The sequence below is a fragment of the uncultured Chryseobacterium sp. genome, from assembly GCF_913776365.1.
Classification (GTDB): domain Bacteria; phylum Bacteroidota; class Bacteroidia; order Flavobacteriales; family Weeksellaceae; genus Chryseobacterium.
Map to the genome: position 1 here is coordinate 37873 of NZ_CAJYMO010000082.1, position 13956 is coordinate 51828.

The 13956-nt window shown below is 43.3% G+C and carries 14 protein-coding genes; 9 read left to right on the top strand and 5 right to left on the bottom strand.

Annotated features, from left to right (window positions below; translation table 11 throughout):
* Positions 1-10: 10 nt before the first annotated feature.
* The 3 genes from QZ735_RS04230 to ribA are packed head-to-tail and all read left to right on the top strand — an operon-like array spanning position 11 to position 1712.
* Positions 11-622, top strand: coding sequence for a DUF4254 domain-containing protein (locus tag QZ735_RS04230; RefSeq protein WP_294244611.1), 612 nt, complete (start codon positions 11-13; stop codon positions 620-622).
* On the top strand, positions 619-1077 hold the full coding sequence (locus tag QZ735_RS04235) for a hypothetical protein (RefSeq protein WP_294244615.1): 459 nt from the start codon (positions 619-621) through the stop codon (positions 1075-1077). The genes QZ735_RS04230 and QZ735_RS04235 overlap by 4 nt, the downstream gene beginning before the upstream one ends.
* Before the next feature lie 23 nt (positions 1078-1100).
* A complete protein-coding gene (gene ribA / locus QZ735_RS04240) occupies positions 1101-1712 on the top strand; it encodes a GTP cyclohydrolase II (protein ID WP_294244618.1) in 612 nt (203 codons plus the stop codon).
* Positions 1713-1817: 105 nt separating this feature from the next.
* On the opposite strand, the gene QZ735_RS04245 is transcribed toward ribA, so the two are convergent.
* Positions 1818-2354 (bottom strand): hypothetical protein, encoded by a 537-nt coding sequence (locus tag QZ735_RS04245; protein ID WP_294244622.1) that lies wholly within the window; start codon positions 2352-2354, stop codon positions 1818-1820.
* A gap of 118 nt (positions 2355-2472) precedes the next feature.
* Here QZ735_RS04245 and QZ735_RS04250 point away from each other — a divergent pair, with 118 nt between their 5' ends.
* From QZ735_RS04250 to QZ735_RS04270, 5 genes are all read left to right on the top strand, one after another.
* On the top strand, positions 2473-4173 hold the full coding sequence (locus QZ735_RS04250) for a glycoside hydrolase family 3 N-terminal domain-containing protein (protein WP_294244625.1): 1701 nt from the start codon (positions 2473-2475) through the stop codon (positions 4171-4173).
* A gap of 101 nt (positions 4174-4274) precedes the next feature.
* Positions 4275-5423, top strand: a complete 1149-nt coding sequence (gene bshA / locus QZ735_RS04255) for an N-acetyl-alpha-D-glucosaminyl L-malate synthase BshA (protein ID WP_294244628.1) — start codon at positions 4275-4277, stop codon at positions 5421-5423.
* 139 nt (positions 5424-5562) lie between these two features.
* On the top strand, positions 5563-6828 hold the full coding sequence (locus QZ735_RS04260; protein ID WP_294244630.1) for a DUF2851 family protein: 1266 nt from the start codon (positions 5563-5565) through the stop codon (positions 6826-6828).
* Between the two features lies 1 nt (position 6829).
* On the top strand, positions 6830-7051 hold the full coding sequence (locus tag QZ735_RS04265; RefSeq protein ID WP_294244633.1) for a PspC family transcriptional regulator: 222 nt from the start codon (positions 6830-6832) through the stop codon (positions 7049-7051).
* Positions 7052-7054: 3 nt separating this feature from the next.
* The gene (locus tag QZ735_RS04270) at positions 7055-7567 is read left to right on the top strand and encodes a GNAT family N-acetyltransferase (RefSeq protein WP_294244636.1); all 513 of its coding nucleotides are present in this window, start codon (positions 7055-7057) and stop codon (positions 7565-7567) included.
* Positions 7568-7708: 141 nt separating this feature from the next.
* On the opposite strand, the gene QZ735_RS04275 is transcribed toward QZ735_RS04270, so the two are convergent.
* On the bottom strand, positions 7709-8500 hold the full coding sequence (locus QZ735_RS04275; protein ID WP_294244640.1) for a carboxypeptidase-like regulatory domain-containing protein: 792 nt from the start codon (positions 8498-8500) through the stop codon (positions 7709-7711).
* Positions 8501-8525: 25 nt separating this feature from the next.
* Positions 8526-9272, bottom strand: a complete 747-nt coding sequence (locus QZ735_RS04280; protein WP_294244643.1) for a hypothetical protein — start codon at positions 9270-9272, stop codon at positions 8526-8528.
* A gap of 181 nt (positions 9273-9453) precedes the next feature.
* On the opposite strand from QZ735_RS04280, the gene QZ735_RS04285 reads away from it, so the two are divergent.
* Positions 9454-12594 carry an exodeoxyribonuclease V subunit beta gene (locus QZ735_RS04285; protein WP_294244646.1) on the top strand — a complete coding sequence of 1047 codons (3141 nt, stop codon included), beginning with the start codon at positions 9454-9456 and terminating at the stop codon, positions 12592-12594.
* Between the two features lie 59 nt (positions 12595-12653).
* Here QZ735_RS04285 and QZ735_RS04290 read toward each other — a convergent pair whose 3' ends face one another.
* Both QZ735_RS04290 and QZ735_RS04295 read right to left on the bottom strand, forming a co-directional pair.
* Positions 12654-13163: a ferritin gene (locus tag QZ735_RS04290; protein ID WP_294244649.1), complete on the bottom strand. Its 510-nt coding sequence runs from the start codon at positions 13161-13163 to the stop codon at positions 12654-12656.
* A gap of 287 nt (positions 13164-13450) precedes the next feature.
* Positions 13451-13915 carry a hypothetical protein gene (locus tag QZ735_RS04295; protein WP_294244652.1) on the bottom strand — a complete coding sequence of 155 codons (465 nt, stop codon included), beginning with the start codon at positions 13913-13915 and terminating at the stop codon, positions 13451-13453.
* Positions 13916-13956: the final 41 nt, after the last annotated feature.

Consider the following 13956-nt stretch of genomic DNA (forward strand, 5'->3'; position numbering starts at 1 on the left):
TTCTTAATTCATGAATTTTACCGAGAACGCATGGAAAATCTTCAATCAATCCATTGAAGATTATCATACATGGGATGATGTTACCGCACCGATTAATAATCCGTTTGAAAAAGATACTTTGGAACGGATTTTGTATGCAAAGAACTGGATTGATACCGTTCAATGGCATTTGGAAGATATAATCAGAGATGAAAATATTGATCCGGCTGAGGCCCTTCAACTGAAAAGGACGATTGATGCTTCCAACCAGAAAAGAACCGATCTGGTGGAATTTATTGATAGCTGGTTTCTGAAAAAATACGAGAATATAACTCCTAAACCCGATGCAAAGATCAATACGGAAACTATTGCCTGGGCGGTAGACCGATTGTCTATCCTTGCGCTAAAAGTTTACCATATGTCATTAGAAGCCAACAGGGCTTCAGCTTCAGAAGAGCACCGTGCTGCCTGCCAGGCAAAACTGGATGTTCTCCTTGCTCAGCATGAAGACCTTTCCACTTCAATTGATCAGTTGCTTTCTGATATTGAGAACGGTGATGTTAAGATAAAGGTGTACAAACAGATGAAGATGTACAACGATGAAAGTCTTAATCCAATCCTCTATCAAAAGGGGCAAAAATGAAACGATTAGTTTTTTGTGGAATAGTACTGTTTACAACATCCTGCGCAACGGAAAAACCAAATTTTTCTCCGCTGTCAGCCAGCTTTTACAGCGATACCAAAGGATCCGATTCCAATAAGGGCACATTCACCAGTATTGATGTCAACTTAAAAGGAAATACCAGTGCCTCCGAAATTTCAAACCTCATTGCCACTTTTCCCAGCTTTAAAAACAATGCTTTAAATGACGAAATCACGTCTTTAAAATACAGCCTGCAGAATTACCTCTATGCTATTGATGTAAAAAATGCCGGCGGAAAGAAAAAGGCCATCAGGAATTTTGAGAAATCATACAAAAAAGTACAGCAGTTAAGACAGCGTCTCAATACCGACGAAAATGAGGTTCTGAACCGTTACCTGGTCAGGATCAAATCCAATATTTCCGTTATTGAGGATTATGCTAAAGGATTTAATTAATATACAATCAAGGGGATCAATCAATGATTAAAATTCAGGCGGAATCCAATGTTCCTACCGACTACGGTACATTCCGGATGATTGCTTTATCTGAAAACGAAAACGACTGGATGCCACATATGGCTATTGTTGCAGACCATACAGACTTTTCCAGACCTGTCAATGTCCGTTTTCATTCAGAATGCATTACCGGTGAAGTTTTCCATTCTAAAAAATGCGAATGCGGCCAGCAATTGGATGCCGCAATGAAATACATCCACGAAAACGGCGGCGTGATTATCTACCTCCGTCAGGAAGGAAGAAATATAGGGATTATCAACAAACTAAAGGCTTATTCTTTACAGGAACAGGGTTTTGACACGGTGGAAGCCAATCTGAAACTGGGCCTGCCTGCTGATGACAGGAATTTTGGCGTTGCCATAGAGATACTGAATCTGCTTGACATTAAAGAAATCAATCTTCTTACCAATAATCCTGAAAAGGTAAAATACGTAGTGGACAGCAACATCCGCCTTCATTCCAGAATACCGCTTCAGATTCCTGCCAATGAGATCAGCAGAGGGTATCTGCAGACTAAGAAAGACTATTTTGGCCATCTGCTCATTGATGATAATGAACAGCCCATAAATCAATAAAGGTTTCCAATCAGATAAGATAAAATAAAAGCTCCGGAAATTTTTCCGGAGCTTTCTGTAATTATAAAAACTGAAAAGATATATTCTAGTGGATAAGCAAGATCATTAGTTTTTAACTGTAATCTTGGATTCATTGATGTTATAGAATTTAATAACACTGTTGTAATCATTGTAGTCAACCCCTGAATTTTTACCTGTATTGGCAGGAACGATAACCACTCTGAACCTTTTGTTTGTATAGTAGGTAGCATTGGCAGTACTATCAAGGTTTAAAGTAGAATTCACATAGATAGCAATATCATTCTTAGAGAAATCAAATGCATAATCAACTGCGTCATTCGTAGCATTCCCAACATAATAGGTGTAAGGGAGCAGCCTCCAAACCGGTGTACCGCCGGTACCTGTATCAGTCTGCATGTAGATCAGTACCACATCAGATTGTACTAGAGGCGTATTGAACACATTCGTATATCTGTAAAGATTGCTGTTTATTCTGGTAAAAGAAGCATTGTTGATATCGTAAGCTACTGCAATGGTATCATTATCCTCATAAGGAGCAGTATTGTTATCGTCATTATTATCACAACTGAAAGCAAACAGGCTTACGAAAACCAGAAGCAGAATAGGAATAATTTTTTTCATTGTATGGAAGTTTAGTTGTTTATTATTCATAAACCCTATTCAAAACATATACCAAAAAACAGGAAAACTTTGTTTCCATCATCTTTTTAATCGTATTTTTGTTCTTATTGTAAAAATTATGAAGAAATTCCTGTCTGCATCGCTTTTCCTCCTGCTTTTTACCGGCTCCCCACTTTCGGCTCAGTATCAGCCGGATCATCTGTCGAAAAAAGAAATCAGGAAAGCACAGCAATGGGTAGATAAAACTTACGACAGTCTTTCCCAGGAAGAAAAACTAGGCCAGCTTTTCATTGTTGCCCTGTATACCAACAAGGGGGAAAATGAGATCAGCAATGTCAGGAACATGGTCCGGAATGATAAAATAGGAGGATTGATCCTGATGCAGGACGATGCGGCCAGGGAAATTGCTTTGGTCAATGAATTCCAGCAGAAATCCAAAATTCCCCTGATGATCGGAATGGATGCCGAATGGGGTGTATTCCAGAGAATTCCGGCAGCCCATAAATTTCCATGGGCCATTACCCTGGGAGCCATCCAGGATAAAAACCTGATTGAAAAGATGGCAGCCAAAATCGCTGAAGACTGCCGCAGGATGGGCATCAACTGGGATTTTGCCCCGGTGGTGGATGTCAATACCAATCCCGGCAACCCCATTATCGGCAACCGGAGCTTCGGATCGGAAGTGAATAATGTGGTCAGTTCTGCCCTGCCTTATGCGAACGGACTTCAGCACAACAACATCCTTGCTGCCATCAAACACTTTCCGGGACATGGTGACACCGATACCGATTCCCATCTGGATTTACCGGTAGTTTCCCATACCCGGGAACGCCTGAATGCTGTTGAGATCGCTCCTTTCAAAGCTCTGATGGATAAAGGCATAGGCGGCGTGATGGTAGCCCATCTCTATGTTCCGGCGCTGGAGCCTGCAAAAGGGGTTCCTGCCTCCATTTCCAAGAATATCATTACCGGTCTGCTCAAAGAAAAATTAGGATACAAAGGGCTTATCATTACCGATGCCCTGAACATGGGAGCTGTTGCCAACAAGTACAGGCCGGGCGAACTGGATGCCATGGCATTTGAAGCAGGGAATGACATCATGCTGTTTTCACAGGGTGTGGCTGCCGGGAAAAAACTGATCCAGCAGGCCATTGATCAGGGAAAAATCCCCCAGTCCAGGCTGGAGGAAAGCGTAAAGAAAATCCTTCTGACGAAATATTTCCTGGGACTGGACCGCTATGAACCGAGAACTCCGGATCATATCAATGCAGACCTCAACAATGATTCCCACAAAATACTGGTGAGAAACTTATATTCCAATGCCCTGACTTTATTGAAAGATGAACAGAAACTACTACCCCTGACCGGAAAGCCAGTGTATTACGTCCCATTGGAAGAAGCTCCTTATCAGGCTTTTGCTGACCGGATGGGTGCGAACATAATGATAAAAAGAAAGGAGGAGATCCGGACAATTCCCGCTAATTCAACGGTTATTGCAGGCCTTCATAAAGATAATTCCACGGCTTACAAGCCTTATAAAATCTCTGAGGCCTCCAAAAAAATACTGACCGAACTTGCCGGTAACAACAAGGTAATCCTGGATGTCTTCGGAAGTCCTTACGCCCTGAAGGATATTGACCTTTCGAAAGTTTCCACCGTGCTGGTCTCCTATGAAAACAATGACGATTCCATGACGGCCACTGCAGATGCATTCTTAGGAAAGACAAAAATCCACGGAAGGCTTCCGGTATTGGTCAATGAAAGTCTGAAACCGGGAATGGGGCTTGATCTGGAAGCAAGCAATCAAACACATCAATAGGTATAGAAAATCGTGATCAGGATTTCCTGAGAATATGAAATCATTCAATCCTGTAATATTAACTCTAAAAAACAGAAACGGGTTTCCGTTTTATTTATCATATGAAAATAGGCATCCTTTGCTATCCTACCTATGGCGGAAGCGGAATTGTAGCAACAGAATTAGGCATGTCCCTTGCCAACAAGGGCTATGAAGTTCACTTTATCAGCTCTGCACTCCCTGCAAGGCTGGATATCACCAACCCTAATATTTTCTTTCACCGGGTGAATGTGCAGACTTATCCGCTGTTTCAGTATCAGCCCTATGATATTGCCTTAAGCTCAATGATTTACCGGGTGGTCAACCTGTATAAACTGGATTTACTCCACGCCCATTATGCCATTCCGTATGCCTATGCAGCTTTTACGGCAAAACAGATGCTGAAAGAAGACAATAATGACATTCCTTTGGTCACTACGCTCCATGGAACCGATATCACGCTGGTAGGCCAGCATCCGAGCTATAAACATGCCGTAGAATTTTCCATCAACCAGTCGGATGCCATTACTTCCGTGTCGGAAAGCCTCAAAAGGGATACCCTTCAGTTTTTCAAAATCAAAAAGGAAATTCAGGTCATCACCAATTTTATCGACAACGGTGAATTTGACGAGCGCAGCGACTGTCAGCGCACCCAGTTTGCCAATCCCGATGAAAAAATCCTGATCCATGTCTCTAACCTGCGCCCTGTAAAACGGGTAGATGAAGTGCTTCAGATCTTCAAAAACGTCCAGAAAAAAGTACAGTCAAAACTCATCATCATAGGGGAAGGCCCGGATATGGAAAAAGTTAATCAGTTCCTGGAAGAAAATCCGGACCTGATTTCCAAGATCCGTTTATTGGGTAAAGTGAACGATCTCTACAAAATCCTTCAGCTTTCGGATGTTTTTCTGCTTCCTTCGGAACAGGAGAGCTTCGGACTGGCAGCTTTGGAGGCTATGGCCGCCCGTACACCGGTGATCAGCTCCAATGCAGGAGGAATTCCTGAAGTGAATATCCAGGGCGAAACAGGATTTCTTGCAGAAATCGGGAATGTGGAAGCCATGAGCAATTATACCATCAAGCTTCTCAGCAATGATGAACTGCTGGCCCAGATGAAAGATAATGCCAAAGAACAGGCTATTAAATTCGATCTTAAAAATGTACTTCCGGTATACGAGGAAATGTACCGGACGACCATAGAGCAATTCAAAGCAGAGCCGAGCAGGATATAATGCTATAAGAGAATAGAAATCAGGGTTTTTCCAACTCTGATTTTTTTTGTCATCTGCGGAAAATTCACCGGAGATTTTCCTGAAGAAGCCAGCCTGATTTTAAATAAATCATTAAATTAGTCATACAAAAACACATGGTATGACAGAGAAATTATTACAGTACCTCTGGAATTTCAAAATATTCAGCAGGTTTGACTTCAGAGATACGGAAGGGAATCCGATAGAAATCCTTTATTCAGGAGTATGGAATACCAATGCAGGACCTGATTTCCTGGATGCCAGAATAAGGACAGGAAATATAATCCTGGCAGGGCCTGTTGAACTTCACATCAGATCCTCCGACTGGATTTTCCATAACCATTCCAGGGATCCCAATTATAAAAACATCATCCTTCATGTTGTCTTCCAGCACGACATCGAGATTGATGAGCTTATAGCCAGCCGTGTCCCGACCCTGGAGCTGAAGGATTACATCAACGGAAACATCCTGCGTACGTATGAAAAGCTGGCAGCAGGAGAAAGATTTATTCCCTGCGAAGCTGTTTTCGATGCAGCAAAAGTTCCCGTTTGTTTTCATGAGGGAAATATCCTGAAAAAGCTGGAGCAAAAGGCAGTGGAATTTGAAACCAGCCTGAACGAGCATAAAAACAATTTCGAAGCCGTTCTTTTCCACAGCCTGGCCTATTCTTTCGGGCTCACCGTGAATGCTGCCGTTTTCAGGCAGATTGCCGAAAGTATCGATTTCAGCATAATCAATAAGATCCGGCAGCACCGTGTTCAGCTGGAAGCCCTGTTGTTCGGGATTTCAGGCTGGCTGGAAGATCCGCAGGATGAACAGATGCACATCTGGAAAAGGGAGTTTGATTTTTTAAAGGTCAAATTCAGTATCCCGGGAATAGCGGTTCGTCCGAAATTCTCCCGGCTCAGGCCTCCGAACTTTCCTACGGTCCGGCTTTCCCAGCTGGCCTGCCTTTACCATCAGCACCAGAATTTATTCTCAAAGATTATCCGTATCAGGAATCCCGAGGAAATGTCAGACCTGTTTAACAAAGTAAAAGCATCAGAATACTGGGATGACCGTTTTAACTTCGGAAAGATTTCAAAAATCAGGTATCCGAAAACGGTGAGCCCGGAATTTACGGAACTGGTTATCCTGAATACCGTACTCCCGCTGAAATATACCTACCAACGTTACCGTCATGAGGAAGCACCGGATGAAATCCTGCAACTTTACCGGTCTTTGGCACCGGAAAAAAATATAATAGTCGATGAGTGGAAAAAGCTGGGCCTCCGGGCAGAAACCGCACTGGAAAGCCAAAGCCTGATTTTCCATTATAAAAACGCATGTGAAGAAAAAAATTGCTTAAATTGCAGTATCGGATATAACCTTTTAAAAGAATCTTGAGATGCTTGACAATATGCGCCATAAAATGGAAAGAGAATGGTTCGGCGTTCTGACGAGAACAGGTGCCAAACTGGGGATTCCCGTATCCAAACTCAGGGTATTTTTCATTTATTCCACTTTTGCAACGGCAGGTTTTTTCTTTTTAATCTATCTGGGGCTGGCTTTTACCCTTTGGGTGAAAGATATTTTTATCACCAGAAGACCCAGCGTATTTGATTTATAAACTATGGAATTTTTACAGATTATCTCACCTGAAGACTATAGGGTTCAGGAAATTTACGACTCATACTGCACCACTTTTCAGGAAGATGAGAGAAGGGACTGGGACAAGCTGGTAACCCTCTTCACAAATCCGAAAGTAAAGATGCTCTCTGTACTGCACGACACAAAAAATATAGGGTATCTTATCATCTGGGAACTGAGCCGGTTTCACTTTATTGAACATTTTGAAGTATTCCCTGAATTCCGGAGCCGGAACCTCGGATCCCTTATTACAGAAAGCCTGGCAGAATCTTATCCCCGCCTGATCCTTGAAATCGAGCCGGAGCACCTTGGAGAGGATGCCAAAAGACGGTATTTCTTTTATCAGAAAAACGGCTTCCGCCTGATTGATGAGATGTATGTACAGCCGAGCTACGGAAAAGATAAAAAGCCGCTGAACCTATGGTTGCTGGCCAATCATACGCCTGAAAACCTGCAGGCTGTAAAAGAAGAAATTTATGATATCGTGTATCACTGATTCCATCCGGAGCCCCAGGCCTCCGGATTTTTATTGCCCCTGATTCCACCGGTAAGGATTTGTTAAAATCAGCTATTCCAACAGGTGGTATGCCTGCTCAGCTTTATGTTTTTTTCCCATGTATCAGCTCCCACATCACTATCAGTCTTTGTCATACAGATTAAGGGACTTTTCATCCTGCTTCACCCTTCCGGCAAATACCGGAATCTGTTCATCGATTCTCATCAGTGCCGCTGACAGATTCTTTGTCCGGATATAAGCCCGGATGCGGGAGTTGACGGCAAACGAAAATTCAATGAACTCTGAAATCCTTTGCTGAGGAATCCCCTGTTTACTGAAATACTCATCCTCTACCCTGTTGCGGATCCAGGCAATATCCTGCTGCAGATCATCATACCGGTACTTGCGTTTCTGGCGTCTTGCTTTTCCGCTGATCAGGTCATACAGTCCCTGCACATCCACTTGGCCGACAAGTATGGGAAGCAGAACCTGCTTTACTTCTGCAGGTCTTTCCCGCATTTTCCCAACCGGCTGAGGAAGCCCGACGGCATCCTGAACCATCTTCCCCCGGTCTGCTTTCGCCACTGCCCGGGAATCCTTCCCCAGGTCACCGGTAAATGCGGGAACCCTGACTTCTTCAATTTCCCGTGCAGCCCTTACCAAACGAATATGCAGACGGGCTTCCGTATCTGCCGAAGCTTTTATGGCAGCCCGCTCATAACCAGCCCTTACAAAACGGATCTCGTCACCGGTTGAGGCTTCAACGGAAAAAGTTCCGTCCATGGCTGTGGAAGTCTTATGGTCTGCTGAGATATTGATCACCGTAACAGCCGGAAGACTGACGCCGTCTTCATCCGTTATGGTGCCTTTTACCGTCTGGGAGCAGAAGGTGCTGAAGCTTAATATAAAAAACAGTCCTGTTAAAGATTTCATAGGCAATACCGATTTCAGCATCCGCTTATCGTTGGGTCTGAGGTGCTCTGTAAGAAGAAACCCTGTTTAAAACCGCTCTTTGGAACCTTACCAGATCCGCATCGCTGCAGAAGCCGTATTTCAGGATCTTTCCTCTTTCAAATCCTCCGGCCAGGACATAAGAAATAAAATGGGGAATGGCTGCTTTTTCTATTTTAAGATCGGTGAAATATTGTTCTCCCAGGGCATAGGCGAGATATTGGGTCAGGTCTATGTCATCCCACTTGTTCTTCGCTTTACCAATGGCAAATCCCTGTCCTTTAGGCTGGACAAATTCTCCCGGTCTTGCAGCCAAAACTCTGGGATCAGATTTCTGTGACATATAAAGGGCAAGATCAGACTTGAGCTTCTGTACTTTCCGCGGCGCATTCAGGTTCCGGGTATCTGTTCTGAGATCGCCGGTGATTTCTTTTTTAATTTCCACTTCGGCAATCAGTGCAGGAGTCCTTACCAGGGTAATGTTTATGGGAGAACTGATATTTTCCTGTGTAATTTTCCGGTTGGACCGGTCGTATCCGGATTTTACAAACCGCAGTTCATCGCCTGCCCTTCCGGAAATCATGAAATGGCCGTCGCGGTTCGTCATCACCCGTTCGTCCGTCCTGATGTTGATCACGGTGACTTCAGGAAGTTCACTGTTCTCTTCGGAAACGGTTTTCCCGAAAATATAGTCCTGAGCCTGGCTCCGGATGAAAAAGGTGATCAATAAAATAAAGAGTAGTTTAAGTTTCACTGGCTGTTTTTTACAGAACAAAACTAAAACTATTTTAAGATGCAGAAATAAGTTTAACCACACTTAACGCGTTTTAGGATTTATTTGGGATTTCCGGTCCGTAAACTGTTAAATCCGGGCATCAAATTGTTAAAAGTTTACCTCAAAAATAACTAACTTGCATTCACAATCCTATCGCGATATGCAAAATTCTTACACGGTGATCAATGCTTCGGCCGGCTCGGGAAAGACGTATGCCCTGGTACAGCGCCTCCTGATGATCTGCCTCCGGTATCCCAACCAGCAGCACGCCATCCGGAATATCCTGGCTCTGACATTTACCAACAAAGCCGCCAACGAAATGAAAGAAAGAATCCTTTCCTGGCTGGGAAACTTTTCTGCCGATACGTATGCCGGTAACGGGGATTTAAAAAATATCCAGAGCGCATTTGAGGAAGAAGGCATAAAGATTACGATCGACGATCTTCACCAGCGTGCCAAAAAGATGCTGGATTACGTCCTGCATAATTATTCTACGCTGAATATCGGTACCATTGACCGCTTTAACTCGCGGCTGGTAAGGAGCTTTTCGCATGAACTGGGGCTGGCCAAGAATTTCAACCTTGAAATCGAAGCGGAGCCTTTCCTGATCGAGGCTGTTGATAAGATGCTGGACCAGATCGGTGAAAACAAAGCTATTTCCGATTCGTTTATGGATTATGTAGATTACAGCCTCGAAAACAACGAACGGATCAACCTGAACAAAAGCCTGTATGACTCGGCGAAAGAATTCGTAAAGGATATCCATTACGAACACCTGAAGAGCAACAAAGATTTCGATACGGCGAATTATGAAAATATAAAGAACACGCTTCGCAAAGAAATCGTGCTGAATAAAAAACAGGCAGTGGCACTGGCTTCCCAATCTATTGAACTCTTCAGGTCCAGGAATATTGAAGTAGAGGATTTTGCCCAGGGCAAAAACGGCATCGGCGGATTCTTCATCAAAGTCCTGGAATTTTATCAGCAGAAAAGATCCGGATTTCCTTTTCCGACTACCGCAGAGGAATCGGTTGTCAACAATTACCGGAAAGGAGCCTCCGCAAAATCAAAAAGCAAAGAGCCGGAAATCTTCGGCCTTCTGGAACAGCTGCTTGAAAACCGGATGAAGCTGATCCTGTTGTATATCGAAACCCAGAAAAAAGAAAAAATACTGTCTGCCCTGCTTCCGCTGAAAGTGAACAAAGATATTCAGGACGAACTTAAAAAAATAGAACAGGAAAATGACCTGGTACTGCTTTCGAAGTTCAACATCCTTATCAATGAAAACCTTCGGAATGAGCCTTCTGCTTTTATTTATGAAAAGGTAGGCTCTCAGTTCCAGCATTATTTCTTTGATGAATTCCAGGATACCTCAGAACTTCAGTGGCAGAATTTCCTGCCGTTGAGAGACCATTCCGTATCTACCGAAAATACCTCTTTTACGCTGGTAGGGGATCCTAAACAAAGTATTTACCGTTTCCGGGGCGGGGAGAGCAAGCTGATGCTGGATATCATCAATAAAAAAGAAATCTCACCCAGACAGGCAGAATTGTTTGTATTGAAGGACAATTGGCGGAGTGCAAAAAACATCGTCCGGTTCAACAATGACCTGTACCGTTTCCATTCCGATATCCTGGAAGAGGAGCATAAGAATATTTTCGGGGCGGATGCAGAACAGAACCCGAAATCGTCCAAGGAAGGAAGGGTAAAAGTGAATCTTATCGAAAACCTGACCAATGAGGATTTCTATACCGATACTTCAGAACGGATGCGGAAAGATATACAGGAAGTGCTGGACAACGGCTTTTCATTTTCCGATATCACCATTCTTTGCCGGGGCAATTTCGATATTTTCAGCTATTCCCAGAAGCTGGGAAATCTCAAGGTACGGTATAAAGGGGAAGAAACCAATATCAAGACCATTTCAGACAAAGGATTGACCCTGGAACTGTCCAACACCCTGAAAGCCGTCATCGAATTTCTGAGATGGGAAACCAATCCTAAAAACAAGCCGGACCTGATTATGATGATGTATTACCTGAATAAGCTGGGGAGGATACGGATGGAAGATTTCACCCTGGAAATGAAGGAAATCCTGGATATAGAATCCCATGAACAGACGCTGGCATTCATTCAGAATACATACGGGATTACCTTGAGGCAGGACAACTTCCCCAGGTTCAACCTCTATAATTTTGTGGAATATTACATCAATGAATTTTCCGTAGAAAACAAAGAAACCGATTTCCTGCTGAACTTCATGGAAATGCTGTTCAATTTTACCCAGAATGCCGGGGCCAGTACCAAGGAGTTCCTGAAATACTGGGATGAGGAAGCTTCTGCCTATACAATCCAGGCTTCCGAGAATATTGATGCGGTACAGATCATGACGATCCATAAAGCCAAGGGACTTGAATTCCCGGTAGTTTTCATTCCGATGATGAACAAAAACCGGGATGCCGAATTTACCAATTGGTTTGAAACCAGTCAGGATACCGCTTTAAAATCCGTAAACATCAACCAGTTCAGCAAAAACCTGGAGGTCTATGATGAGGAAATCCAGCAATTCAATAAGCAGAATGCCTATAAAAATTTTGTAGACCGGCTCTGTCTTCAGTATGTAGCCACCACCCGCCCGATAGAACAGCTCTTTTTTTATATTCAGAAAGCCAATAAAACCTCCAATAACCTGGAACTGCTGGACTTCCTGCAGTCTAAAAATCCGGAAAACCTGGACGAATACGATCTGTATGCAACCCATCCTGAGATGTTGAGGAAGTATTCAAAGAACAAAACATCATCTTATAAGACAAAAGATATCCGGATCCTGAAAAATATTGATGAAAAAAGCACTTCCATCAGAATTGCAACACCTTCCAAAAACTATCAGGTCCGGAATGAAAAAGTGCGGATCGGGCTTTTCGTTCATGAGCTCCTTTCGCAGATCAATACGGCAAAAGATGTTCATAAAGTAGTGGAATGTTACGTGCTGGAAGGCCATATCAGCATAGAGGAAAGCAGGAAGATTGAACAGGACCTCCAGGACATCATTGCTGCACATTCGGAATTTTTTGACGGTAAATGGGAAGTCATCAATGAAAGGGATATTATGCTTTCTGAAAATGGGGAAAGCAGGGTCTACCGTCCTGACCGGATGCTGAAAAACAATGAAGGCTACATCATCGTAGATTTCAAGACCGGAGAAGAAAACCGGAAAGACGAATTGCAGATTGAGAATTATAAAAAAATCCTGGAAAAGCTGGGCCGGAAAGTAATCAAAACACAGCTGATTTATTTATAAACAGTTCGGGCGGCACCTTTGGTGCCGCCCGAACTGTTTAATGGAGCTAAAAAATGGGATTACGCAGTAGTATCCGGGGTAAATACCCGTTGTGCCAATTCCTGATCAAAAAGATACAGGGCAGACGGGTTATCGCTTACCATCTTGATTTTGGTAACCAGCTGCGAGGCACTGGCCTCCTCTTCTACCTGCTCGTTGATGAACCACTGCAGGAAGGAAGTCGTAGCAAAGTCCCCTTCGTCGTTTGCATTTTTTACAATATTGAAAATACTTCTCGTTACTTTTCTCTCATGTTCCAGTGCTTTTTCAAAAATGTCGATAGCCCCAAGGAACTCATGCGGCGGTTTTGGGATTTCCCCGACAATGATCTCACCTCCCACATCATTCAGGTAATCGAACATTTTATCTGCATGCATCAGCTCTTCTTTGCTCTGAACCCTGAAATAATGGGCAATCCCGTCCAGATCCTTTGCAAAGAACCATGCGGACATGGAAAGGTAATATTGTGCGGCATACTGCTCGTGGGCGATCTGCTCATTAATTAATTGTGCAATTTTTTCGCTAACCATAAGTAATAAATTTTAGGTCAAAATTAGGGAATAAAACCCCGAAATCAAAAAGTACGGCTGAATTTAGTTTTAATATAAATTAAAACAGATCCGAATGAGAATCAGGTACAGGCTGGAAGAAGAAAGACGGAGACCTGAAGTTTTTCGGTTCAGACCAAGCCTGAAGCAACCGTAAGTACCTGCCTGATCCTGAATGGGAAAATACAAAAAGGGCGGAACACCGTTCCGCCCTTCTTAACACATTAAAAAATCAAAAAATTATAAACTACACTTATGCTTTATCTCGTTTACTTCCTGTGAGGAGCAGGCGCCTGTGCATCGAAAGGCCTCTGCATCTTCCCGCCTTTCATTTTCCTGTCCTTCATCGCCATTCTGTGCTTCTCCATTTTTTCTTTCCTATCCGCCTGCCATTTGTCATATTGCTGAGGGGTAAGGATCTGCTTCATATCGGCATCCATACGCTCCCTTTTAGCTTTCATCTCCTGCATTCTGGCCTGGCGCTGGTCTTTGTTTCTGTCGAAATCAGCTTTCATCTCCGCCTTCCTCTTTTCATGAAGCGCTTTGATCTGGGCTACCTGAGAAGCATTCAGGTTCAGGTCCTTCTGCATTTTATCGAGATGTTCTTTCTCTCTTTCCTGAAACTTCTGGTGCATCTCTGCCCTCCTTCCTTCTCTGTCCTGTGGCGGCGTCTGTTGTGCCATTGCCATTCCTCCCATTCCGATCATCGCTACCGTTAAAACTAACTTTTTCATATTTTTAAATTTTAAATTATTTCTTTTATATCTTTTTGATT

Coding starts and splice junctions, on each gene's coding strand:
- QZ735_RS04275 (WP_294244640.1), bottom strand. CDS start 8,500: ATGAAATCTTTAACAGGACTGTTTTTTATATTAAGCTTCAGCACCTTC.
- ribA (WP_294244618.1), top strand. CDS start 1,101: ATGATTAAAATTCAGGCGGAATCCAATGTTCCTACCGACTACGGTACA.
- QZ735_RS04290 (WP_294244649.1), bottom strand. CDS start 13,163: ATGGTTAGCGAAAAAATTGCACAATTAATTAATGAGCAGATCGCCCAC.
- QZ735_RS04295 (WP_294244652.1), bottom strand. CDS start 13,915: ATGAAAAAGTTAGTTTTAACGGTAGCGATGATCGGAATGGGAGGAATG.
- bshA (WP_294244628.1), top strand. CDS start 4,275: ATGAAAATAGGCATCCTTTGCTATCCTACCTATGGCGGAAGCGGAATT.
- QZ735_RS04245 (WP_294244622.1), bottom strand. CDS start 2,354: ATGAAAAAAATTATTCCTATTCTGCTTCTGGTTTTCGTAAGCCTGTTT.
- QZ735_RS04260 (WP_294244630.1), top strand. CDS start 5,563: ATGACAGAGAAATTATTACAGTACCTCTGGAATTTCAAAATATTCAGC.
- QZ735_RS04250 (WP_294244625.1), top strand. CDS start 2,473: ATGAAGAAATTCCTGTCTGCATCGCTTTTCCTCCTGCTTTTTACCGGC.
- QZ735_RS04285 (WP_294244646.1), top strand. CDS start 9,454: ATGCAAAATTCTTACACGGTGATCAATGCTTCGGCCGGCTCGGGAAAG.
- QZ735_RS04235 (WP_294244615.1), top strand. CDS start 619: ATGAAACGATTAGTTTTTTGTGGAATAGTACTGTTTACAACATCCTGC.
- QZ735_RS04270 (WP_294244636.1), top strand. CDS start 7,055: ATGGAATTTTTACAGATTATCTCACCTGAAGACTATAGGGTTCAGGAA.
- QZ735_RS04265 (WP_294244633.1), top strand. CDS start 6,830: ATGCTTGACAATATGCGCCATAAAATGGAAAGAGAATGGTTCGGCGTT.
- QZ735_RS04230 (WP_294244611.1), top strand. CDS start 11: ATGAATTTTACCGAGAACGCATGGAAAATCTTCAATCAATCCATTGAA.